Origin of the sequence: Citrobacter sp. Cf118, assembly GCF_030334095.1 — a bacterium.
In the GTDB taxonomy this organism is placed as follows: domain Bacteria; phylum Pseudomonadota; class Gammaproteobacteria; order Enterobacterales; family Enterobacteriaceae; genus Citrobacter; species Citrobacter freundii.
Window position 1 is genome coordinate 493,444 of sequence record NZ_JAOWES010000089.1, and the last position, 20,568, is coordinate 514,011.

The 20,568-nt window shown below is 49.7% G+C and carries 23 protein-coding genes; 17 read left to right on the top strand and 6 right to left on the bottom strand.

Translation table 11 applies throughout. The features are described from left to right. Positions 1–252 precede the first annotated feature (252 nt). The 4 genes from OGX67_RS26130 (at position 253) to OGX67_RS26145 (ending at position 2,882) form a co-directional block, all read left to right on the top strand. Positions 253–1,395: a transglutaminase-like domain-containing protein gene (locus tag OGX67_RS26130; protein WP_257651092.1), complete on the top strand. Its 1,143-nt coding sequence runs from the start codon at positions 253–255 to the stop codon at positions 1,393–1,395. Continuing rightward, on the top strand, positions 1,373–1,729 hold the full coding sequence (locus tag OGX67_RS26135; RefSeq protein ID WP_257651093.1) for a mercuric transporter MerT family protein: 357 nt from the start codon (positions 1,373–1,375) through the stop codon (positions 1,727–1,729). The genes OGX67_RS26130 and OGX67_RS26135 overlap by 23 nt, the downstream gene beginning before the upstream one ends. Then, entirely contained in the window at positions 1,726–2,007 is a 282-nt protein-coding gene (locus tag OGX67_RS26140; protein ID WP_257651094.1) for a heavy-metal-associated domain-containing protein, read from the top strand. The genes OGX67_RS26135 and OGX67_RS26140 overlap by 4 nt, the downstream gene beginning before the upstream one ends. A 209-nt stretch (positions 2,008–2,216) precedes the next feature. Continuing rightward, complete coding sequence (locus OGX67_RS26145; protein ID WP_257651095.1) at positions 2,217–2,882, top strand: YecA/YgfB family protein; 666 nt, start codon at positions 2,217–2,219, stop codon at positions 2,880–2,882. A gap of 26 nt (positions 2,883–2,908) precedes the next feature. Here OGX67_RS26145 and tyrP read toward each other — a convergent pair whose 3' ends face one another. Beyond that, on the bottom strand, positions 2,909–4,120 hold the full coding sequence (gene tyrP / locus OGX67_RS26150) for a tyrosine transporter TyrP (protein WP_032949537.1): 1,212 nt from the start codon (positions 4,118–4,120) through the stop codon (positions 2,909–2,911). 226 nt (positions 4,121–4,346) lie between these two features. Between tyrP and OGX67_RS26155 the strand changes: the two genes are divergently transcribed. Continuing rightward, positions 4,347–4,586 (top strand): YecH family metal-binding protein, encoded by a 240-nt coding sequence (locus OGX67_RS26155; protein WP_003034586.1) that lies wholly within the window; start codon positions 4,347–4,349, stop codon positions 4,584–4,586. Positions 4,587–4,631: 45 nt separating this feature from the next. Here the strand turns inward: OGX67_RS26155 and ftnA are convergent, their stop codons facing one another. Together ftnA and yecR are read right to left on the bottom strand one after the other, a co-directional pair. Further along, positions 4,632–5,129, bottom strand: a complete 498-nt coding sequence (gene ftnA, locus OGX67_RS26160) for a non-heme ferritin (RefSeq protein ID WP_003034588.1) — start codon at positions 5,127–5,129, stop codon at positions 4,632–4,634. 194 nt (positions 5,130–5,323) lie between these two features. Then, entirely contained in the window at positions 5,324–5,659 is a 336-nt protein-coding gene (yecR, locus tag OGX67_RS26165) for a YecR family lipoprotein (protein ID WP_003034590.1), read from the bottom strand. Between the two features lie 267 nt (positions 5,660–5,926). Here yecR and OGX67_RS26170 point away from each other — a divergent pair, with 267 nt between their 5' ends. Beyond that, positions 5,927–6,565 (top strand): RpiB/LacA/LacB family sugar-phosphate isomerase, encoded by a 639-nt coding sequence (locus tag OGX67_RS26170; RefSeq protein WP_003034591.1) that lies wholly within the window; start codon positions 5,927–5,929, stop codon positions 6,563–6,565. 33 nt (positions 6,566–6,598) lie between these two features. On the opposite strand, the gene OGX67_RS26175 is transcribed toward OGX67_RS26170, so the two are convergent. Continuing rightward, positions 6,599–8,020, bottom strand: coding sequence for an MFS transporter (locus OGX67_RS26175; RefSeq protein WP_071696434.1), 1,422 nt, complete (start codon positions 8,018–8,020; stop codon positions 6,599–6,601). Positions 8,021–8,150: 130 nt separating this feature from the next. Between OGX67_RS26175 and OGX67_RS26180 the strand changes: the two genes are divergently transcribed. Beyond that, on the top strand, positions 8,151–8,402 hold the full coding sequence (locus OGX67_RS26180; RefSeq protein WP_003034595.1) for a DUF2766 family protein: 252 nt from the start codon (positions 8,151–8,153) through the stop codon (positions 8,400–8,402). Between the two features lie 139 nt (positions 8,403–8,541). Here the strand turns inward: OGX67_RS26180 and OGX67_RS26185 are convergent, their stop codons facing one another. Continuing rightward, positions 8,542–9,045: a non-heme ferritin-like protein gene (locus OGX67_RS26185; protein WP_003034597.1), complete on the bottom strand. Its 504-nt coding sequence runs from the start codon at positions 9,043–9,045 to the stop codon at positions 8,542–8,544. A 553-nt stretch (positions 9,046–9,598) separates the two neighbouring features. Here OGX67_RS26185 and OGX67_RS26190 point away from each other — a divergent pair. The 6 genes from OGX67_RS26190 (at position 9,599) to otsA (ending at position 16,467) form a co-directional block, all read left to right on the top strand. Next, on the top strand, positions 9,599–10,156 hold the full coding sequence (locus tag OGX67_RS26190; RefSeq protein WP_003034599.1) for a DJ-1/PfpI family protein: 558 nt from the start codon (positions 9,599–9,601) through the stop codon (positions 10,154–10,156). A 315-nt stretch (positions 10,157–10,471) separates the two neighbouring features. Further along, complete coding sequence (locus OGX67_RS26195; RefSeq protein WP_003833897.1) at positions 10,472–11,461, top strand: arabinose ABC transporter substrate-binding protein; 990 nt, start codon at positions 10,472–10,474, stop codon at positions 11,459–11,461. Between the two features lie 115 nt (positions 11,462–11,576). Next, positions 11,577–13,091: an arabinose ABC transporter ATP-binding protein AraG gene (gene araG / locus OGX67_RS26200; RefSeq protein WP_257651096.1), complete on the top strand. Its 1,515-nt coding sequence runs from the start codon at positions 11,577–11,579 to the stop codon at positions 13,089–13,091. A gap of 14 nt (positions 13,092–13,105) precedes the next feature. After that, positions 13,106–14,092: an L-arabinose ABC transporter permease AraH gene (araH, locus tag OGX67_RS26205; protein WP_003034609.1), complete on the top strand. Its 987-nt coding sequence runs from the start codon at positions 13,106–13,108 to the stop codon at positions 14,090–14,092. Between the two features lie 175 nt (positions 14,093–14,267). After that, positions 14,268–15,071 carry a trehalose-phosphatase gene (gene otsB, locus OGX67_RS26210; RefSeq protein WP_257651097.1) on the top strand — a complete coding sequence of 268 codons (804 nt, stop codon included), beginning with the start codon at positions 14,268–14,270 and terminating at the stop codon, positions 15,069–15,071. Beyond that, positions 15,046–16,467, top strand: a complete 1,422-nt coding sequence (otsA, locus tag OGX67_RS26215) for an alpha,alpha-trehalose-phosphate synthase (protein WP_171858510.1) — start codon at positions 15,046–15,048, stop codon at positions 16,465–16,467. The genes otsB and otsA overlap by 26 nt, the downstream gene beginning before the upstream one ends. A gap of 17 nt (positions 16,468–16,484) precedes the next feature. On the opposite strand, the gene uspC is transcribed toward otsA, so the two are convergent. Beyond that, positions 16,485–16,913: a universal stress protein UspC gene (uspC, locus tag OGX67_RS26220; protein WP_003034619.1), complete on the bottom strand. Its 429-nt coding sequence runs from the start codon at positions 16,911–16,913 to the stop codon at positions 16,485–16,487. A 793-nt stretch (positions 16,914–17,706) separates the two neighbouring features. Between uspC and flhD the strand changes: the two genes are divergently transcribed. The 4 genes from flhD (at position 17,707) to motB (ending at position 20,567) form a co-directional block, all read left to right on the top strand. After that, the gene (gene flhD, locus OGX67_RS26225) at positions 17,707–18,048 is read left to right on the top strand and encodes a flagellar transcriptional regulator FlhD (RefSeq protein ID WP_003034622.1); all 342 of its coding nucleotides are present in this window, start codon (positions 17,707–17,709) and stop codon (positions 18,046–18,048) included. Further along, positions 18,045–18,629, top strand: coding sequence for a flagellar transcriptional regulator FlhC (gene flhC, locus OGX67_RS26230; RefSeq protein WP_286527944.1), 585 nt, complete (start codon positions 18,045–18,047; stop codon positions 18,627–18,629). The genes flhD and flhC overlap by 4 nt, the downstream gene beginning before the upstream one ends. A gap of 124 nt (positions 18,630–18,753) precedes the next feature. Next, positions 18,754–19,641, top strand: coding sequence for a flagellar motor stator protein MotA (gene motA, locus OGX67_RS26235; RefSeq protein ID WP_003034628.1), 888 nt, complete (start codon positions 18,754–18,756; stop codon positions 19,639–19,641). Continuing rightward, positions 19,638–20,567, top strand: a complete 930-nt coding sequence (motB, locus tag OGX67_RS26240) for a flagellar motor protein MotB (RefSeq protein ID WP_003034631.1) — start codon at positions 19,638–19,640, stop codon at positions 20,565–20,567. Before motA ends, motB begins: the two co-directional genes overlap by 4 nt. The last annotated feature ends 1 nt before the right edge of the window (position 20,568 follow it).

Sequence of the window (20,568 nt, forward strand, 5' to 3'; positions counted from 1 at the left end):
ATTTACGCTGAGTTTGTTTCATAAGAAGGGGGCTGGCAGATTGATATCCGCTCACTGCTGTACTTTTTTGCCTGTAAATGACTTAATAGCGACCTTGTAGTATCTTATTTCATTCACAGTTAACAGGTCTGTTATTGATGAATAACCTCCATCGGCTCACCTTTTTATGTCAGCGTCTGTCTGCTGTGATGATCGTATACGGTTTTTACCTGCTTAGCCGTAGTTCAACTCTTACAACATGGACAGACAGCAATGCAACGTCGACAATTTCTCAAAAATAGCGTTCTCCTTTCGGCCGTCGGTTTAGTCGGTCCTGCGGTTATTAGTCAGACGGTTCGCGCCGCTGAGCCATCCGTTGCACCAGTCGCGCGTCGGCGCTTTGTGTTATCCCAGACCTATAAACTTAACCCTCCTAAGGGCTCGAGCGGTGTAGTAAAACTGTGGATCCCGCTTCCTGTAGATACCGCGTTTCAACAAATGACGGCGCTTGCCTTTAGCGGAAACTATAAGCAAGCGTATGTCACCACTAATAATACTTATGGCGCGAAAACGCTGTTTGCCACCTGGCCTGACTCGCAGGGCGAACTGTTGATTAACGTTGATATCGACATTGAAACCGCCGACTGGGAACCGCTGAAGCAGGACGCGTTGAAAACCTGGCAAGCGCCGGAGCAGATTATTTATCCGCTGGATGTAAAACCGTACCTTTTGCCGACGGCACATACCCCAGTTGATGGGCTGGTTCTGGAAAACGCACGTAAAATCACCGGTAATGAGCAGGATCCGCTGAAAAAAGCACGCCTGATTTACGAGTGGGTGAGTAGCCATATGGAGCGCGATAACGACGTTATCGGCTGCGGCACGGGGGATGTAGCGGAGATCTTAAAAAGCGGTAAGCTCAAAGGAAAATGCACCGACATGAGCTCCGTTTTTGTGGCTCTGGCGCGTGCCAGCGGCATTCCGGCGCGTGAACTGTTTGGTATCCGTCTGGGCAAAGCCAATAAGCTCGAACGTTACTCGAAAAGTGCATTTGGCAAAGCAGACAGCGCAGGCGTTGCTGATGTGAGCGGTGGGCAACATTGTCGTGCCGAGTTCTATCTGGCCGGTTACGGTTGGTTACCTTGCGATCCTGCTGATGTGACCAAAATGCGTCTGGCAGAGAAAAAATCGCATCAGGACGCCGATGTCCAGGCGGTAAACACTTACCTGTTTGGTAACTGGGAAATGAACTGGGTTGGATTCAACTACGGGCGTGATTTCGAGCTGTATCCGGCAACGGAGCAGGGCGCGGTGAACAACTTTGGTTATCCTTATGCTGAAGTTGATGGCGACCCGATCAATTTCTACGATCCTAAAGCGTTCTCCTACAGTTATGTCGCCACAGAACAACGCTAAAGGGGCGGGACTCACCCTGTTGACGGCCGCGATAGCTGCCGTCACCGCGGGCTTATGCTGCGTTGGACCGCTGCTCTACCTGCTGTTTGGTATTTCGGCGGCGAGCTTTGCTGTTTTCACCCAGTTTGAGTTTTTGCGAACGCCTCTGGTGCTGCTATCCCTGGGATTATTACTGCATGTCTTCTGGCGGCTCTATTTCTCCAGGCGGCTGTGGTGCTCAGGGTGGCTAACTCTGAAACAAGCGCGCGTTCTCTACTGGTGCGCGCTGGCGTTGATTTTGCCGGTGCTATTTTATCCAACGCTCGTTGCCTGGTTTTATGAGGTATTTGAATGAAAATCTTCTCGTTAGTTGCATGCTTGTTGCTGCCGCTGTGGGCTCAGGCGGCCAATCAAAAAGTGGTGCTGGATATACAAAATATGACCTGCTCGCTATGCGTTATTTCGGTCAATCAGGCGCTACGTGAAACCGAAGGCGTGATTAAAGCAAAGTCCTCCCTAAAAACCCGACAAGCAGAAGCGATTGTGCCAGAAGGTTTCCCAACCGATACTTTACTTAACGCGGTAGCGAAAACGGGCTATACCGCAACGCTCAACCGCATTGAACAACAGTAAACCACCTGCGGGTGGTTTTATTGTGTTTTCCCGGTATGATGCCCGGCGGCTTAGTGTTCTCTTTTGTGCGTTAACTTCCGGAATTCCCCTCGTTTCCTGTTAACTTGAACAGGCGGCAACTGTATGCCGCATATGCCCATTTGTATCTGTTATCCCTCCAGCCATGTAGGATGATCACAGGCAAGATTTTTTGACTAAGGAAAAGCGTTATGAAAACGGGACCATTAAACGAGAGCGAACTGGAATGGCTGGATGATGTACTGACTAAGTACAATACAGACAAGGCTATTCTGGATGTGTCAGAACTGGATGGTTTGCTGACGGCGGTGCTGAGTTCACCGTATGAAATTGAACCAGAGCAGTGGCTGGTCGCAATTTGGGGCGGCGCGCAGTATGTCCCTCGCTGGTCCTCCGAAAAAGAAATGACGCGTTTCATGAACCTGGCGTTTCAACATATGGCGGATACGGCCGATCGTCTGGATGAATATCCTGAGCAGTTTGAGCCGTTGTTTGGTTTGCGTGAAATTGACGAGCATGAACTGACCATCGTTGAAGAGTGGTGCTTTGGTTATATGCGCGGCGTTGCACTGTCAGACTGGTCCGCGTTACCGGACACGTTAAAACCAGCACTTGAGGCTATTGCGCTGCACGGTACGGAAGAGAACTTTGCGGTGGTTGAGAAATTGACACCTGAAGCGTTTGAAGAGAGCGTCGATGCCATCCGCCTGGCTGCGCTGGACCTGCATGCTTACTGGATGGCGCATCCTCAGGAAACGCCGGTCAAAGTACCGGTGAAAGTGGATGCCAAAGTAGGGCGCAATGACCCTTGCCCCTGTGGCAGCGGCAAGAAATTTAAGCAGTGCTGTTTGCATTAACAGAAAGGGGCGAAAGCCCCTTTGTTTTAACCCACTTCTGGTAGTAATCCTGCTGCAATAGAAAACTGTACTGCGATCACCACAATGCCGCACAAAAATACCAGTGCCAGCGCCGGAGCACCGCCGGCTACGCGGTAGTTGGCCTGCGGATTATGTTTTCTGCTCTGCCAGGCCAGCATCGAGGGAATGAGCAGCGCCAGCACCGCCAGGGCAACGCCCGCATACCCTAATGCCATGACAAAACCACGCGGATAGAACAATGCGAATGCCAGCGGCGGCAGGAAGGTCACCACGCCGGTTTGCATTCTTCCCGCTACGGTATTGCGGCGCTGGAAGAGGTCGGCCAGGTAGTCAAATAATCCCAATGCAACGCCGAGGAAAGAGGTTGCCAGCGCGAGGTCGGCAAACAGATGTACCGCCAGTTCGACGTGCGGCGAAGCCACGACTTCACGCAATGCCTGCAATAAGCCGTTTAAGCCTGCGTGGTTGGCTAAAAGCCCCATGAACGTTGTCGAGTTAATGCTGCCAAGCGTCGCCAGTTGCCAGAAGATATAGGCGACCAGTGGAATAGCGCTACCCGTAATAAACACCCAACGCAGTTTACGGATGTTACCGTTCATATAGCTGACGATACTGGGAACACTGCCGTGAAAACCGAACGAGGTGAAGATGACCGGGATTGCGGAGAGCGCCAGCCCCTGTTGCAGCGGTAGCGTAAGCAGGTTCACTTTATGGATATGCGGCATTAACAGAGCCAGCATCGCCACCAGGAAGATTATCTTGGCACTGAATAGCAGACGGTTGAACAGATCGACCAGCGAGGTCCCAACACAAACCACGCCTCCGGCAACAAAGGTGAACAGCAGTACGCCTGTTGTCGGGGATATATTTGTTCCGGTCCAGTCGCTGATGCTGGAGGCCAGCAGTTCACCTGCACCACTGATGTACGCCGCCGTCAGGGCATACATTAAAAACATCATACTAAATCCCGTTACCCATTGTCCGTAACGACCAAGATACCGTTTTGCCAGCGTACCCAGCCCGGTGTCTGCCGGGACATGTTGATATACTTCAAGCAGCAACAGCGCGGTGTAGCACATCAACGCCCAAAGACTGACTAACAATACCAACGTGACGCTAAACCCCACGCCTGCCGCAGCCAACGGCATTGCCAACATACCGGCACCAATCGTGGTTCCCGCCACGATAAAAATACTACCCAGGGTTCTGTTTTTCACGCTTTCCTCTGTCCCAGAGATAATCAACGGTTATATCTGCGGCGCAGGTTAAGGCAAAACGCTATGTTCGTCAAATCGTCGTTACAATGGTTGTACATTAATGTTTACGATATTTTTGACCATTAAGATGCATAACAAATGACATTTATCTGCGGATAAACCTGCGTTAGCGCAAAGCAGCGCCGTGCGGTTCACATTAGGCTACGGTCTTTATTGAGGAGGTAGTATGGAATCTATTCACGGTCACGAAGTGCTCAACATGATGATTGAATCTGGCGAGCAGTATTCAAATGCCAGCCTTGAAGCGGCGATTACGGCACGTTTCGGCGAGCAGGCGCGTTTCCACACTTGTTCTGCGGCAGATATGACGGCAGGCGAGCTGGTGGCGTTTTTAGCGGCGAAGGGAAAGTTTATTGCAAAAGAAGACGGCTTCTCTACGCACGAAAGCAAGATCTGCCGTCACTGATTTTAATGGGTAATGATGGCGGGTTGCCTTCATTACCCCAAATTATTAATTCTGCGTATCAAGCGTAGCCAGTTCTTTATCGATGAAATAAAGACCTTCGCCGCTTTTCCCTGCCAGCGACAGCTTATCAATAACAGATTTAAATAATTTCTCTTCTTCATGTTGCTCGGCAACATACCACTGCAGGAAATTAAAGGTTGGATAATCCTGGTGGGTCATTGCCGCGTGTGCCAGCTCATTAATTTTCTGGGTGATCAACTGCTCGTGTTCGTAAGTGACACGGAACAGTTCATCCAGAGACGCATATTCAGCAAAAGGTGAAGAAACGGTATTAATACGCGGCAAGCTGCCGGTATCGGTCAGGTAATCGAACAGACGCTGCATGTGCGTCATCTCTTCCTGGGCGTGACGGCGCAAAAACGCGGCGGCACCTTCGAAGCTGTGATAGCTGCACCACGCGCTCATCTGTTGGTAGAGCAGAGATGAATATAATTCAAGATTCATTTGCTCATTCAGTTGGTCGATCATTTCTGTTTTCAGCATGGTTCTGCTCCACAAACATTATTATATATTGACGTGGCGTCACTATAATTTGTTATTTAATTATTTGCAAAAGGTAAAATAATAAATTTATTTATTAAAAATGCGAATGGGAATAAAACGCATTAACGATATTAAGCGGGGGATATAAATAATAAAGTGGTAAAAGACCAGCAAAAATGTGCTGGTCGGAAATATTAATAATTGAATGAGGGGGATTGCGATACCGCGACACCATGACACTGCCAGGCGAGTGTAATTTTGGTATTTAAGCACAGAGAACCTGCATATACGCTGCAGGTTGACACCGGCTGGCCAAACGCTTCAGCGCTGGCATAGCCCAGGCGCTGACACTCTTTGGTGGCTGTCCCTTGGGTAACGTAGTCATCGGTACGTGCTGTTTGTAACATGGCCTGATTATAAGTCAGGCGAACCACACCAGTGATGGCGCTGGCTTCGCTGACCTGTGCCTGTTTTGTAATTGTGCATCCTGTCAGCACGAGCGGCAAAAGCGCTAGGATAAAGGTCTTCATGAGATCGCTCTGAAAGTTCGAAGATACACTATCATGGCATACAGAGGCCCTCATCAATGGCTTGAATAGCCCGAAGATCATCTGTGATTAATCACAACGAGGTCATTCGTTTGAGGCAATTCTGAACTGTTCAGACAAGAATGTGAGCGCAACTTTGTTTTTTAAAACTAAATTTCATTAAATTTGAAAGTGTGATTGCAAAATAGTAATGTAGCTGAATGTTATGACTTTCAGCGGGCTACCGCAGCGCATTCAGGAGAGTACAGAATGAAAATTGCATTGATGATGGAAAACAGCCAGGCAAGCAAAAACGCCATCATCCATAACGAGCTTAAAGCCGTTGCGGATGAGAAAGGTTTTCCGGTCTATAACGTTGGGATGAGCGATGAAAATGATCATCATCTGACCTACATCCATTTAGGAATTATGGCCAGCATCCTGCTTAATTCCAAAGCGGTTGATTTCGTGGTCACCGGTTGCGGCACGGGCCAGGGGGCAATGATGTCACTGAATATCCATCCGGGTGTGGTGTGTGGTTATTGCCTCGATCCTGCAGATGCGTTCTTGTTCTCTCAGATCAACAACGGCAACGCGCTTTCTCTGGCATTCGCCAAAGGTTTTGGCTGGGGTGCTGAGCTGAATGTGCGCTATATGTTTGAAAAAGCGTTCACCGGGCGTAACGGCGAAGGCTACCCACCGGAGCGTAAAGAGCCGCAGGTACGTAACGCCGGTATTCTGAATCAGGTGAAAGCGGCTGTAGTAAAAGAAAATTATCTGGACACGCTGCGCGCTATCGATCCTGAGCTGGTGAAAACCGCTGTATCGGGCCCGCGCTTCCAGCAGTGCTTCTTTGAAAACTGTCAGGACAAAGCAATCGAAGCGTTTGTACGCGAGGTAATTGGCTAAATCCTGTTGGCCCGGCAGCGTTCACCCTCCGGGCTACTTGTTCTTGTTCGATACTGCACTTCCTGCATCACGGGCGAGCCGCAGCGTATCCACCATACCTACCAGACAAATAATGGCAATAGCGACAAAGGCCAGCCGGAAACTGATCCCTGGAATATTGCCCAATGCCAGCCTTTCACTGACCACATCGCCAATGCGGATCCCAATAGCGGCTAAAGAAATGCCCAATCCTACCGCTAATTGTGTCGCTGTACTGAACAGCGTATTAGCGTAGCTCATTTGTGCCGCGGGGACGTCCGCGAAGGCAAGCGTGCTGACGCCGGTAAACTGAATTGAGCGGAACACACCGCCCAGATACAACACCAGCAAAATAACCCACACGGGGGTCTGCGGCGTAATTAATGCACAGGCCAGCAGCGCCAGAACGTTAAGCGCACCGTTAATCAACAGCAGTTTCTTAAAGCCCAGCCAACGTATCAACGGTGTGGTGGCCGGTTTAATCGTCAGATTGCCCACAAATACCGCCAGCACCAGCGAACCCGCGTGGAAAGCGTTCATGCCAAAACCTACCTGAAACATTAACGGCAGCAGAAACGGCACGGCGCTGATAGAGGCACGAAACAGCGATCCGCCATACATGGTGACGCGAAAAGTAGGGACGTTCATGGCATCAAGGCGAATCATTGGCCATGCGGCGCGACGAAAATGATGCAGGGCAAACAGAAATGTCACTGTTCCTAGCGCCAAAAGTCCGGCGGTCAGCCAGCCCTGAGGCTGTTGGGTTCCCAGTAACTCCATGGCATACACCAGGCTTACCATCGCAACAGAGGTTGCGATAAATCCCGTTATATCAAATGGGCGGCGCTCGTCGTCATGAATATCCGGGATAAAACGAAGCGCCAGCGCAATCGCCAGTATCCCGAGCGGTACATTGATGAAGAAGATCCAACGCCAGTTGGCATAGCTGGTAATGAATCCGCCAAGGGGAGGGCCAATGATGGGGGCGACTAACGCGGGCCAGGTCAGGGTCGCAATAGCGGTGATCAACTGATGTTTAGGCGTGGTACGCAATACCGCAAGTCGGCCAACCGGAACCATTAGCGCGCCACCTACACCCTGTAAGATTCGCATGGCGACAAAGCTCTCAAGGCTTTCGGACAAACCGCATAAAACCGAGGCGAGAGTAAATATCGCCAGCGCCAGGGTAAACACCTTTCGGGCACCGAAGCGATCCGCAATCCAGCCGCTGGCGGGAATCAGCACCGCGAGGGTGATCAGATAGGCGCTGATACCTATGTTCAGGTCTACCGCTTGCACGGCAAAACTCTTCGCCATGTCGGGCAGTGCGGTGGCAATCACCGTGCCGTCAATAAACTCCATAAAGAAAGCCCCGGCAACAAGTAATGCAGCCGGGGATAGACCGCGTTTGTTCTCAACCGCTATATGTTCACTCATGTTGTGCTTGCCATCTCAAAAGAAACTGACTGGATCTATTTTTATTTTCCAGCGCATTCGTAATGCATGCGCGGCTATCGTTTCGTTCGTCGAATAGGTACTATGACGACCTTTCTATAAGGAGCTCACTATGTCCCAAACACTGAATGCCGATCAGGAACTGCTCTCGGACGTTGTTGCCTGTCAGCTGGTTATCAAGCAGATTCTGGATGTTCTTGATGTTATTGCCCCAGTAGAAGTGCGGGAGAAAATGTCCAGCCAACTGAAAAGCATCGATTTCTCCAGCCATCCTGCGGGCGCCGATCCGGTTACTATGCGCGCAATACAAAAAGCAGTTGCCTTGATCGAGTTGAAATTCACGCCGCAGAATGAATCTCACTAAAATAAACCGTTGTTTCAGGTTTTAGAAAGGTTTTTTTGCGCCTCGCAGAATGAGAGGCGTGAGCGTAGAGAAAATTTAGCACCAGCCGGATAAGGTGCGCCGCATCGTTATCCGGCATTAACATGATGAAAATTGAAGATTAGTGATGTTGATAGTTCACGACGTTCAGCAGATGCTTATCGGTTTGCGCCATGCACAGTCCCGCACGTTTAGCGCTGCGGACTTCATCAAGAATCGTCTGTAACAGCACGCCATCCTGCTGCTGCTCTTTTTCCAGATCGTGAAGAAAATCAATGGTTGTTGCATCATTCAAGGCTTCTGCTTCATTGGTCAAGCGTGATAGCTTGCTGTAACGCTGTTGGTATTCATCCAGCGTTTTCTGAAACAGTTCTTCAAGAGAAGTTAGTTCATCACCCGGAACATCAATAGCCTTGACGATGGGGTTAGCCCCGGCACTTTTCATAAAATTGAACATACGCATCATTTGAGTCACGTTACCTTGTGCCTGAGTGCGTAGAAAGGTTGCGGTGCCAGTCAGGCTGTGTTCGTAACACCATTCACTGAGATGCAGGTAAAGATTCGATGCGTAGAACTCGAGGTTCATTTGTGTGTTGAGTTTATGAACAATTCCAACTGCAGCCATATCAATATCCTTATTTCCAGAAAGGGGGATGTACGTTACTTACGTCAGTGCAACGGGCTGCCGCTACACATCACCTCTACGTACAATTAAAACTGTTAGCAGAATAAATCCGTTCCGCCGGTCCTTTAGTGATCACGAATTATATTCGCTCCCGATCGAGATTCAGCATAACTCCTGTTCCGACTTAAGAAAATCCTTAAATCTGCGTATTTATGATTTTTTACATATTGTCATAGCAATATTAGTGATTTTTCTGCTTGTGTATATAAGTGGTGTGAATATAAGAGATTGATATTTATGGGATTAAATCCAAGAATTAATATTGAAATGATGTTTCATATCACGAAATGGAATTTCACAATCAGGTATTGTCTCTCACCGGATGATTATCCGGCCTTGGGATGGAGAAATTTCATTATCGGGACGTGTCAGTGAACGTTATCTGCTGGCTAATTTTTTGCGCCAGATCAGTTTTGTGGAAATTAATAAAGTTAAGCGCCTGAATGATTCGGCATTTATGGTTTGGTGTATTTGGAAAAATCGAGGAGTGTGTATGAAAAAGGTTGCCGTGCTACTGGCACCTGGTTTTGAAGAGGCGGAAGCCATTGTTACCATTGATATTCTGCGCCGCCTGCAGATCGAAGTTGAAACACTGGCCTGCGCCGAGTCCCGTGCGGTGGTGAGCTATCATGACGTGCCGATGGTGACGGACAGCACGCTGGCTGCGCGTCAGACGGATCTTTACGATGCCGTTGTGTTACCGGGCGGGCCGCAGGGCAGCGTTAATCTTGCCGCCAGTAAGGCTGTCATCCAGTTTATCGCTCGCCATGACGAGGCAGGAAAACTCATTTGCCCGGTGTGTTCCGCGGCTGCGCGCGTGCTGGGTGGCAACGGCCTGCTGAAGGGGCGTCGCTACGTGTGTTCGGGGGATCTGTGGCAAAACGTAACGGATGGGGAATATATCGATGCGCCGATTGTGGAAGATGGCAACCTGATTAGCGGTAAAGGGTTAGGGCATATTTTCGATTTTGCATTGACGCTTGCGGCGCGTCTATTGGGAGATGATATTCCGGTTCGCGATCACGCTGATCACATTTATTACCGATGGTAATCATTTTCCCGAATACTCCGGTATTCGGGAACAAGGATTCGTTGGCTGATGTTATGGACTAATCTGCTATTCCTCTTTTTTCCCGTCGACAAAACCGCGTTTTTTTATGTCATTTCCCGCTGAATTTATGTACGCAATTACTGTAATTCTGTGGTGTGATGCCGCTCTCTTATGGAGAATCAATTTCCCGCTACAAATACTCTCAGCACTGGCATTGATCTTATCAATAAAAGGTAATGCCTTGTTTTACGTCCGAATTACAAAAAATCGTCTGATTTTACCCTACATAAAAGAACGTTAAAGCTGGAGTTAACCATGCACAAATTCACTAAAGCGCTGGCTGCCATCGGTCTGGCGGCCATTATGTCACAATCCGCTATCGCTGAATCCATGAAGCTCGGTTTCCTGGTCAAACAGCCGGAAGAACCGTGGTTCCAGACTGAATGGAAATTTGCCGATAAAGCCGGTAAAGACCTTGGTTTTGAGGTGATTAAAATTGCCGTCCCGGATGGTGAGAAAACCCTTAACGCCATCGACAGCCTGGCTGCAAGTGGAGCAAAAGGGTTTGTTATTTGTACGCCAGACCCAAAACTGGGGCCAGCTATTATGGCTAAGGCGCGTGGCTACGATATGAAAGTCATTGCCGTCGATGACCAGTTTGCCAATGCCAAAGGTAAGCCGATGGATACCGTACCGCTGGTGATGATGGCGGCAACCAAAATTGGTGAGCGCCAGGGCCAGGAGCTGTACAAGGAGATGCAAAAACGCGGTTGGGATGTGAAATCCACCGCCGTAATGGCCATTACCGCCAACGAACTGGATACCGCACGTCGTCGTACTTCTGGTTCAATGGAAGCGCTTAAAGCCGCAGGCTTCCCGGAAAAACAGATTTACCAGGTCCCAACAAAATCGAATGACATCCCCGGCGCATTCGACGCCGCTAACTCCATGCTGGTTCAGCATCCTGAAGTCAAAAACTGGCTGATTGTCGGCATGAACGACAACACTGTGCTGGGCGGCGTACGTGCAACCGAAGGGCAGGGCTTCAAAGCGCCAAACGTGATTGGTATCGGGATTAACGGCGTTGACGCGGTTAGCGAACTGTCTAAAGGCGAAGCGACCGGGTTCTACGGTTCACTGCTGCCAAGCCCGGACGTTCACGGCTACAAGTCCAGTGAAATGCTCTACAACTGGGTAACGAAAGGTGCAGAGCCACCGGCATTCACTGAAGTGACGGATGTGGTGCTGATTACCCGCGATAACTTCAAAGAAGAGCTGGCGAAGAAAGGCTTAGGCGGTAAGTAACACAAATGCCGGATGCGACGTCAACGCGTCTTATCCGGCCTACGAATTGCGTCCTCAGAAGGCCGGATGAGGCAAAGCCCCCCTCCGGCATAAAGATCTGACTCACGGAGACGTTATGCAACAGTCTACCCCGTATCTCTCATTTCGCGGCATTGGCAAAACGTTCCCCGGCGTTAAAGCGCTGACGGATATCAGTTTCGACTGCTATGCCGGACAGGTGCATGCGCTGATGGGCGAAAATGGCGCCGGGAAATCAACGCTCTTAAAAATTCTCAGCGGTAACTATGCGCCAACGACGGGATCATTGACGATCCGCGGACAGGAAGTTTCCTTCGCGGATACCACTGCCGCGCTCAACGCCGGCGTCGCCATTATTTATCAGGAACTGCATCTCGTCCCGGAAATGACCGTTGCCGAGAATATTTATTTAGGGCAGTTACCGCACAAAGGCGGGATTGTGAACCGCTCGCTGCTGAACTATGAAGCAGGAATCCAGCTGAAGCATCTGGGAATGGATATCGATCCCGATACCCCATTGAAATACCTCTCCATTGGTCAGTGGCAGATGGTAGAGATTGCAAAAGCGCTGGCGCGAAATGCCAAAATTATTGCGTTTGATGAACCGACCAGTTCCCTGTCAGCACGTGAGATTGAGAATCTGTTTCGTGTCATTCGTGAGCTGCGCAACGAAGGACGCATCATTCTGTACGTTTCGCACCGTATGGAGGAGATTTTTGCCCTCAGCGATGCCATCACTGTGTTTAAAGATGGTCATTACGTCAAAACGTTCACGGATATGCAGCAGGTCGATCACGACGCGCTGGTGCAGGCGATGGTCGGGCGCGACCTCGGGGATATCTATGGCTGGAAATCCAGACCGTATGGCACAGAGCGTCTGCGGTTGCATGAGGTAAAAGCCCCGGGCGTGCGTACGCCAATCAGTTTATCTGTGCGAAGCGGTGAAATTGTCGGGCTGTTTGGCCTGGTGGGGGCCGGACGTAGCGAATTAATGAAAGGACTGTTCGGTGGTACGCGTATCACGGCGGGCCGGGTATTTATTGATGAACAGCCTATCGATATCCGTAAACCAAGCCATGCCATTGAAGCAGGGATGATGCTGTGCCCGGAGGATCGCAAAGCCGAAGGGATCATTCCGGTCCATTCAGTGCGCAACAACATCAACATTAGTGCACGACGTAAGCATGTTCTGGGGGGATGCGTGATCAACAACGGCTGGGAAGAGACCAATGCCGATCACCATATTCGTTCACTCAACATCAAAACACCGGGTGCAGAGCAACTGATCATGAATCTCTCCGGCGGTAATCAACAGAAGGCTATCCTCGGTCGTTGGTTATCGGAAGAGATGAAGGTGATTTTGTTGGATGAGCCTACACGCGGCATTGATGTAGGCGCCAAGCATGAAATTTACAACGTGATTTATGCCCTCGCAGCGCGCGGTGTGGCCGTATTGTTTGCTTCCAGTGACCTGCCAGAAGTGCTCGGTGTCGCCGATCGTATTGTGGTGATGAGAGAAGGCGAAATTGCCGGTGAGTTACTTCATGAACAGGCGGATGAGCGCCAGGCGTTGAGCCTTGCTATGCCTAAAGTCAGCCAGGCTGTAGCCTGAATAAGGAGAGTATGATGTCTTCCGTTTCTACATCGGGTTCTGGCGCAGCGAAGTCGGCGCTAAATCTGGGCCGCATTTGGGATCAATACGGTATGCTGGTGGTGTTCGCCGTGCTGTTCCTCGTTTGTTCCCTGTTTGTGCCAAACTTTGCCACCTTCATCAATATGAAGGGACTGGGGCTGGCAGTATCGATGTCGGGCATGGTCGCGTGTGGGATGCTGTTTTGTCTGGCATCCGGTGATTTCGACCTGTCTGTCGCATCTGTGATTGCTTGTGCTGGTGTTACCACTGCCGTAGTCATTAACATGACTGAAAGTTTGTGGATTGGCGTGGCTGCTGGACTGCTGCTCGGTATTCTGTGTGGCCTGGTGAATGGGTTCGTGATTGCGCGGTTAAAAATTAACGCCCTGATCACTACTCTTGCGACGATGCAGATTGTACGTGGTCTGGCTTATATTATCTCCGACGGTAAGGCTGTCGGAATTGAAGACGAGCGTTTCTTTACACTCGGTTATGCTAACTGGTTTGGTCTGCCTGCGCCTATCTGGATCACTGTCGTTTGTTTCATTGTCTTTGGTTTACTGCTGAACAAAACCACGTTTGGTCGTAATACGCTGGCCATTGGGGGCAATGAAGAGGCGGCACGCCTGGCAGGGGTTCCGGTTGTTCGTACCAAGATTATTATCTTTATTCTTTCCGGTCTGGTATCCGCCATCGCCGGGATTATCCTCGCATCGCGTATGACCAGCGGCCAGCCAATGACCTCAATCGGCTATGAGTTGATCGTGATTTCAGCCTGCGTGTTAGGGGGCGTTTCGCTTAAAGGTGGCATCGGAAAAATCTCATATGTGGTGGCCGGGGTTTTAATCCTGGGTACGGTTGAGAATGCGATGAACCTGCTGAATATCTCTCCGTTCGCGCAGTATGTGGTACGTGGCCTCATCCTGCTAGCGGCGGTGATCTTCGACCGTTACAAGCAAAAAGCGAAGCGTACCGTTTGATGATTTAAACCCTAACTTTTTAGTCTAGCTTCTGCCCGTCGCCAGCCGCTACCCGGCTGGCGATTGTTTTTCCAAATGGCGAGCATGGTCACACTGTCTATACTTATATCCGTCATACATCATCTATACGCCGCGATCCGCGTGGCGTTCTGACTATGATGAGGAGGATAACCGGGTGACAGCATCACTGATCTTACCCCCTGAACAATCTGTAAACTGTGCTTACTTTTTTGATCTCGATGGGACACTTGCTGAGATTAAACCCTTTCCCGACCAGGTCGTTGTCCCTAAGGCAATCCTGCAATGTTTACATCAGTTAGCGACGCATAATGCGGATGCGCTGGCATTGATTTCAGGGCGCTCAATGGTTGAGCTTGACGCACTCACAACTCCGTTTCGTTTTCCGCTTGCCGGAGTGCATGGGGCAGAACGCCGTGACATCAATGGTCAAACGCACATAGTACACCTGCCTGAAGGTATCGAGCGTGAAGCTGGGGCTTTATTACACTCAGCGTTAGTGACGTTACCGGGGACAACGCTGGAAACCAAAGGTATGGCTTTCGCGTTGCACTATCGCCAGGCACCCGAACACGAAGCTGCGTTGATTACCCTGGCTGAACGCATCACGCGCAGATGGCCGCAGCTTGCTCTGCAGCACGGAAAATGTGTCGTGGAAATAAAACCTAAGGGCAGCAATAAAGGCGACGCGATAGCTGCATTTATGCAGGAAGCGCCTTTTGCTGGCCGGATCCCTGTGTTTTTCGGTGATGATCTGACAGATGAAACAGGATTTGCTGTGGTTAACCGCGCTGGCGGTATTTCCGTGAAGGTGGGGATCGGGCCGACGCAGGCGACATGGCGTCTGGATGGCGTCAGGGATGTCTGGCGCTGGCTGGAGCAAATTAACTCTTCGCAGCAAGAATCGAAAGCAACGAATAACAGAAGAGGTGGCTATGAGTCGTTTAGTCGTAGTATCTAATCGTATCGCCTCACCAGATGACAAAGGGAGCGCGGGTGGGCTCGCGGTCGGTGTACTGGGCGCGTTAAAAGCTGCTGGTGGTCTGTGGTTTGGCTGGAGTGGTGATACAGGTAATGAGGATAAACCGTTAAAAAAAGTTACGCGTGGCAATATCACCTGGGCCTCGTTTAATTTGAGTGAGCAAGATTACGAAGAGTATTACTGCCAGTTTTCAAATGCGGTTTTATGGCCCGCATTTCACTATCGACTGGATTTAGTTCAGTTTCAGCGCTCTGCCTGGGAAGGCTACCAACGGGTTAATGCCTTACTGGTAGATAAACTTCTGCCGCTGCTTGGCGATGACGACATCATCTGGATTCATGATTACCATCTGTTGCCGTTTGCCTGCGAGTTACGTAAGCGCGGTGTGAATAACCGCATCGGTTTTTTCCTGCATATTCCTTTTCCGACGCCGGAAATTTTTAATGCGCTCCCTCCACATCTGGCGCTACTTGAGCAAATGTGTGACTTTGATTTACTTGGTTTCCAGACCGAAAACGATCGCCAGGCTTTTCTGGACTGTCTCGCAGCCCAGACTCGGGTGTCCACGCATAAAGATAAGCAGCACCTGGCATGGGGAAAAGCGTTTCGCACTCAGGTCTATCCCATCGGTATCGAACCTGATGAGATTGCACGACAGGCGTCCGGGCCGCTGCCGCCAAAACTGGCGCAGCTAAAAGCGGAGCTTAAAAATGTGCAGAATATTTTCTCCGTGGAGCGTCTGGATTACTCCAAAGGCTTGCCGGAGCGCTTTCAGGCCTACGAGGCCTTACTGGAACATTATCCGCAGCACCACGGTAAAATTCGCTATACGCAGATAGCGCCGACCTCGCGTGAAGAGGTGCAGGCCTATCAGGATATTCGCCACCAACTGGAAACAGAAGCAGGGCGAATCAACGGCAAATATGGGCAACTGGGCTGGACGCCGCTTTACTATCTGAACCAGTATTTTGATCGTAAATTGCTGATGAAGATCTTCCGCTACTCTGACGTAGGATTGGTGACCCCGTTGCGCGATGGTATGAACCTGGTGGCGAAAGAGTTTGTGGCCGCACAGGATCCTGCTAACCCTGGCGTGCTGGTTTTATCGCAATTTGCCGGGGCGGCGAATGAGCTAACCTCTGCGCTTATTGTTAATCCTTATGACCGGGATGAAGTGGCAAGCGCATTAAACCAGGCGCTGACGATGCCACTTACCGAACGCATCTCGCGCCACGCTGAAATGCTTGAGACTATCGTTAAAAACGATATCGACAACTGGCAGGCGACGTTCATCAGTGATCTTAAAACAGTCACGCCGCGTCGGAGTCAATGCCAACTGCCAGACAATATTTCTTCCTGTTCTAAACTCGCATGAAGTCCTGGCGCTGTGTATTAATCTCCGGCTAGCGGAACCAGAAGAACGTCCACCTGGCTGGTATGAATCACGCTTTTCGCTGAACAGGAAGCGCGTGAAAAAAAACTGTGGTTATGGTTGCCGTAAATGACCAGGTCAATGGCGTATTTGCGGCATACATCCAGGATATGTTCATTCAGAGCCCCATAGGTAATAAAGGTATGCTCAATGGGGTATTCTGCTTCTTTGCTAAGTTTGTCGATAAAATCCTGAGTTTCTTCCTGCATGACTTCACGCAGGTCTTCCAGCATGGGAGCTGCAAACTGGTTATACAGTTCGGGGTCTGAGACCAGTGTAATCAGGCTAATTCGGGCGTTGACAGGGCGAGCGATAGAAACCGCCTTGTCTAACAACTGCTGACTTTCAGGGGTGGCGGCAACAGCAACAAGAATGTGCGAATAGCTCATAACTCGCTCCTTTTTTTCAAGAATTATGAGGGGGCTTTTCAGCTTTACTCAGCTTACTCCATACTGCAACGTTTCCTTCCTTCATAGTGTGAATGTCATCATGATTATTCATTAATTATTCTTATAAATAGAATAATCGATTCATATTGGTTGCAGATATGTTTAGGTAACTTAAGTAAAACCCACGGCTAATGAAAACAATGTGTTAATAAAAAATAAACATACATTAACATTTGCAAGGTCGTCACATCGCGGTATTAATTAATCGCCCTAAATATTTAAGTCATTGTTTATAAAGAATTTAATTAAAAAATTTTTTTGAGTTAAATATGTGATCCAGCTCGCTATTTCACGGCGTGATATTAACGGTCGTGAACATAATACTATTCGCTTTTATTGCAAGAATATTCGTACATCAGGAATCGAAATGGATAATGGAAGGTTAAGAAATAAGCAAAGTAAAAGCCACGCTGATGGATTTATGTTAAGTGTTTGGCTGGTTTATGTGATCTTGATCACATATTCTTTAAATTCGCAGCATAGCTCCGTTGTATGTGTAACTGACGGCGGGTAGAGTTGCGTCGAATTAGGAAAAATCTTAGACATTTGTAAGAATTGATGTGAGCTTGTAAGGGACGCTGCCTTCTTAAAAGGGATTGTTTAGACGACGCGTAAGTGTCGTTACGCTGCTATGTATTTGACCTTTTGCTTTTTTTTACCGGGCCTTCCCGGCGACATCACGGGGTGCGGTTTTACCGCATGAAAACAATGTTGGTTATTATGGATGCAAATAATGCATACATCCGAGTTGCTGAAACACATTTATGACATCAATTTGTCATATTTATTGCTTGCACAGCGTTTGATCGTTCAGGACAAAGCATCTGCGATGTTTCGCCTTGGTATCAGCGAGGAAATGGCGGACACGTTGGCAACATTAACACTTCCTCAAATGGTCAAACTGGCCGAAACAAACCAACTGGTATGTCATTTCCGTTTCGACGATCACCAGACTGTTACTCGCCTGACGCAAGACTCCCGCGTTGACGATCTTCAGCAAATTCATACTGGTATCATGCTTTCAACACGCCTGTTAAGCGACATCGATGATGCAGCACGTAAGAAAAGGGCTTGATGATGAGCGAAAAAAGCATTGTTCAGGAAGCGCGTGATATCCAGTTGGCAATGGAATTAATCACATTGGGCGCCCGTTTGCAAATGCTGGAAAGCGAAACGCAATTAAGCCGTGGTCGATTAATCAAGCTGTACAAAGAATTACACGGTAGTCCTCCGCCAAAAGGGATGCTCCCGTTTTCCACCGACTGGTTTATGACGTGGGAACAAAATATTCATGCGTCGATGTTTTGCAATGCATGGCAATTCCTGCTCAAAACGGGTCTCTGTAGCGGCGTGGATGCCGTAATTAAGGCGTATCGGTTATATCTTGAGCAGTGTCCGCAGCCTGAAGAAGGGCCATTGCTGGCGTTAACTCGCGCGTGGACGCTGGTGCGATTTGTCGACAGCGGATTGCTGGAGTTGTCCCAATGCAATTGTTGCGGTGGGAATTTTATCACCCATGCACACCAACCCGCAGGCAGCTTTGCCTGTAGTTTATGCCAGCCGCCATCAAGGGCCGTAAAAAGACGTAAACTTTCCCAGAATGCTGCCGATATTATTCCACAACTGCTGGATGAACAGATCGAACAGGCTGTTTAACTGATACGGTGTGGATGAACACTCCAGCAGCGGTAAGCGATTACCGCTGCTTTTTTTTGTCCTGACCTTACGTTAATTGCCCGACTGCGCATCCTGTCATAGTCAATTGCGAAAGGATGATGTCGTGCTTATCTTATTAGGTTACCTGGTTGTTATTGGTACAGTTTTCGGCGGTTACATGATGACCGGCGGACACCTTGGGGCACTCTATCAACCGGCTGAGCTGGTGATTATCGGTGGCGCGGGTATTGGGGCATTCATCGTCGGTAATAACGGGAAAGCCATCAAAGGGACGATGAAAGCGATCCCGCTGCTTTTCCGTCGTTCGAAATACACCAAAGCGATGTATATGGATCTGCTGGCGCTCCTGTATCGTCTGATGGCCAAGTCACGTCAACAGGGCATGTTCTCGCTTGAGCGCGACATCGAAAACCCAAAAGAAAGTGAAATCTTCGCCAGCTATCCGCGCATTCTTGCCGATGCCGTAATGCTTGATTTTATTGTCGATTATCTGCGCCTGATTATCAGCGGCAATATGAATACGTTCGAAATTGAAGCGCTGATGGACGAAGAAATTGAGACTCATGAGAGTGAGGCCGAAGTTCCGGCGAATAGTCTGGCGATGGTCGGCGACTCACTGCCGGCATTCGGGATCGTCGCGGCCGTTATGGGTGTTGTGCATGCACTGGCTTCTGCCGATCGCCCGGCAGCAGAGCTGGGGGCGTTGATTGCGCATGCGATGGTGGGAACATTCCTCGGTATTTTGCTGGCCTATGGATTTATTTCTCCGCTTGCCAGCGTTCTGCGCCAGAAAAGCGCTGAAACAACCAAAATGATGCAGTGCGTGAAGATAACGCTGCTCTCCAATCTGAATGGCTACGCGCCGCCGATTGCCGTTGAATTCGGTCGTAAGACTCTGTACTCCAGCGAACGTCCTTCGTTTATCGAACTGGAAGAACATGTTCGTGCGGTGAGAAATCCAACTGCGCAACAGACGACCGAGGACGCATGAAAAATCAGGCCCATCCCATTATCGTTGTAAAGCGACGCAAACATAAGAATCACGGTGGTGGGGCGCATGGCTCGTGGAAAATCGCCTACGCCGATTTTATGACCGCGATGATGGCCTTCTTTCTGGTGATGTGGCTCATTTCTATATCCAGCCCTAAAGAATTGATCCAGATTGCCGAATATTTCCGTACACCGCTGGCCACCGCGGTGACCGGGGGAAATCGTATTTCGAATAGCCAAAGCCCGATTCCAGGCGGCGGGGATGATTACACCCAGCAGCAGGGTGAGGTGAACAAGCAGCCGAATATTGATGACCTGAGAAAACGTATGGAACAGAGCCGCTTGAGCAAACTTCGTGGCGATCTCGATCAACTGATTGAATCCGATCCCAAACTGCGAGCGCTGCGTCCGCATTTAAAGATTGATTTAGTTCAGGAAGGGCTGCGGATACAGATTATCGACAGTCAGAATCGCCCAATGTTTAAGACCGGTAGTGCTGAAGTTGAGCCGTACATGCGCGATATCCTGCGCGCGATTGCACCAGTGCTCAACGGGATCCCTAACCGGATCAGCCTTTCCGGTCACACGGATGATTATCCTTACGCGAATGGTGAGAAAGGATACAGCAACTGGGAATTGTCTGCCGATCGCGCAAATGCATCGCGTCGCGAGCTGGTTAGCGGCGGTCTGGATGATGGAAAAGTATTACGTGTGGTAGGTATGGCCGCCACGATGCGTCTGAGCGATCGCGGTCCTGAAGACGCTATCAACCGCCGTATTAGCCTGCTGGTTCTCAATAAGCAGGCAGAAGAGGCCATTTTGCATGAAAACGCTGAAAGCCAGAATGAGCCGGTAAGTGTCTTACAACGGCCAGCGGAACTCCCGCCGGTAAGCGTTCCCACATCGCCACCAGCCAATCCGAGGTGAT

What these genes read in the sequence shown, in the direction of transcription:
- OGX67_RS26130 (WP_257651092.1), top strand. Translation starts at nt 253, where the DNA reads ATGCAACGTCGACAATTTCTCAAAAATAGCGTTCTCCTTTCGGCCGTC.
- OGX67_RS26135 (WP_257651093.1), top strand. Translation starts at nt 1,373, where the DNA reads ATGTCGCCACAGAACAACGCTAAAGGGGCGGGACTCACCCTGTTGACG.
- OGX67_RS26140 (WP_257651094.1), top strand. Translation starts at nt 1,726, where the DNA reads ATGAAAATCTTCTCGTTAGTTGCATGCTTGTTGCTGCCGCTGTGGGCT.
- OGX67_RS26145 (WP_257651095.1), top strand. Translation starts at nt 2,217, where the DNA reads ATGAAAACGGGACCATTAAACGAGAGCGAACTGGAATGGCTGGATGAT.
- OGX67_RS26155 (WP_003034586.1), top strand. Translation starts at nt 4,347, where the DNA reads ATGGAATCTATTCACGGTCACGAAGTGCTCAACATGATGATTGAATCT.
- ftnA (WP_003034588.1), bottom strand. Translation starts at nt 5,129, where the DNA reads ATGCTGAAAACAGAAATGATCGACCAACTGAATGAGCAAATGAATCTT.
- yecR (WP_003034590.1), bottom strand. Translation starts at nt 5,659, where the DNA reads ATGAAGACCTTTATCCTAGCGCTTTTGCCGCTCGTGCTGACAGGATGC.
- OGX67_RS26170 (WP_003034591.1), top strand. Translation starts at nt 5,927, where the DNA reads ATGAAAATTGCATTGATGATGGAAAACAGCCAGGCAAGCAAAAACGCC.
- OGX67_RS26175 (WP_071696434.1), bottom strand. Translation starts at nt 8,020, where the DNA reads ATGAGTGAACATATAGCGGTTGAGAACAAACGCGGTCTATCCCCGGCT.
- OGX67_RS26180 (WP_003034595.1), top strand. Translation starts at nt 8,151, where the DNA reads ATGTCCCAAACACTGAATGCCGATCAGGAACTGCTCTCGGACGTTGTT.
- OGX67_RS26185 (WP_003034597.1), bottom strand. Translation starts at nt 9,045, where the DNA reads ATGGCTGCAGTTGGAATTGTTCATAAACTCAACACACAAATGAACCTC.
- OGX67_RS26190 (WP_003034599.1), top strand. Translation starts at nt 9,599, where the DNA reads ATGAAAAAGGTTGCCGTGCTACTGGCACCTGGTTTTGAAGAGGCGGAA.
- OGX67_RS26195 (WP_003833897.1), top strand. Translation starts at nt 10,472, where the DNA reads ATGCACAAATTCACTAAAGCGCTGGCTGCCATCGGTCTGGCGGCCATT.
- araG (WP_257651096.1), top strand. Translation starts at nt 11,577, where the DNA reads ATGCAACAGTCTACCCCGTATCTCTCATTTCGCGGCATTGGCAAAACG.
- araH (WP_003034609.1), top strand. Translation starts at nt 13,106, where the DNA reads ATGTCTTCCGTTTCTACATCGGGTTCTGGCGCAGCGAAGTCGGCGCTA.
- otsA (WP_171858510.1), top strand. Translation starts at nt 15,046, where the DNA reads ATGAGTCGTTTAGTCGTAGTATCTAATCGTATCGCCTCACCAGATGAC.
- uspC (WP_003034619.1), bottom strand. Translation starts at nt 16,913, where the DNA reads ATGAGCTATTCGCACATTCTTGTTGCTGTTGCCGCCACCCCTGAAAGT.
- flhD (WP_003034622.1), top strand. Translation starts at nt 17,707, where the DNA reads ATGCATACATCCGAGTTGCTGAAACACATTTATGACATCAATTTGTCA.
- motB (WP_003034631.1), top strand. Translation starts at nt 19,638, where the DNA reads ATGAAAAATCAGGCCCATCCCATTATCGTTGTAAAGCGACGCAAACAT.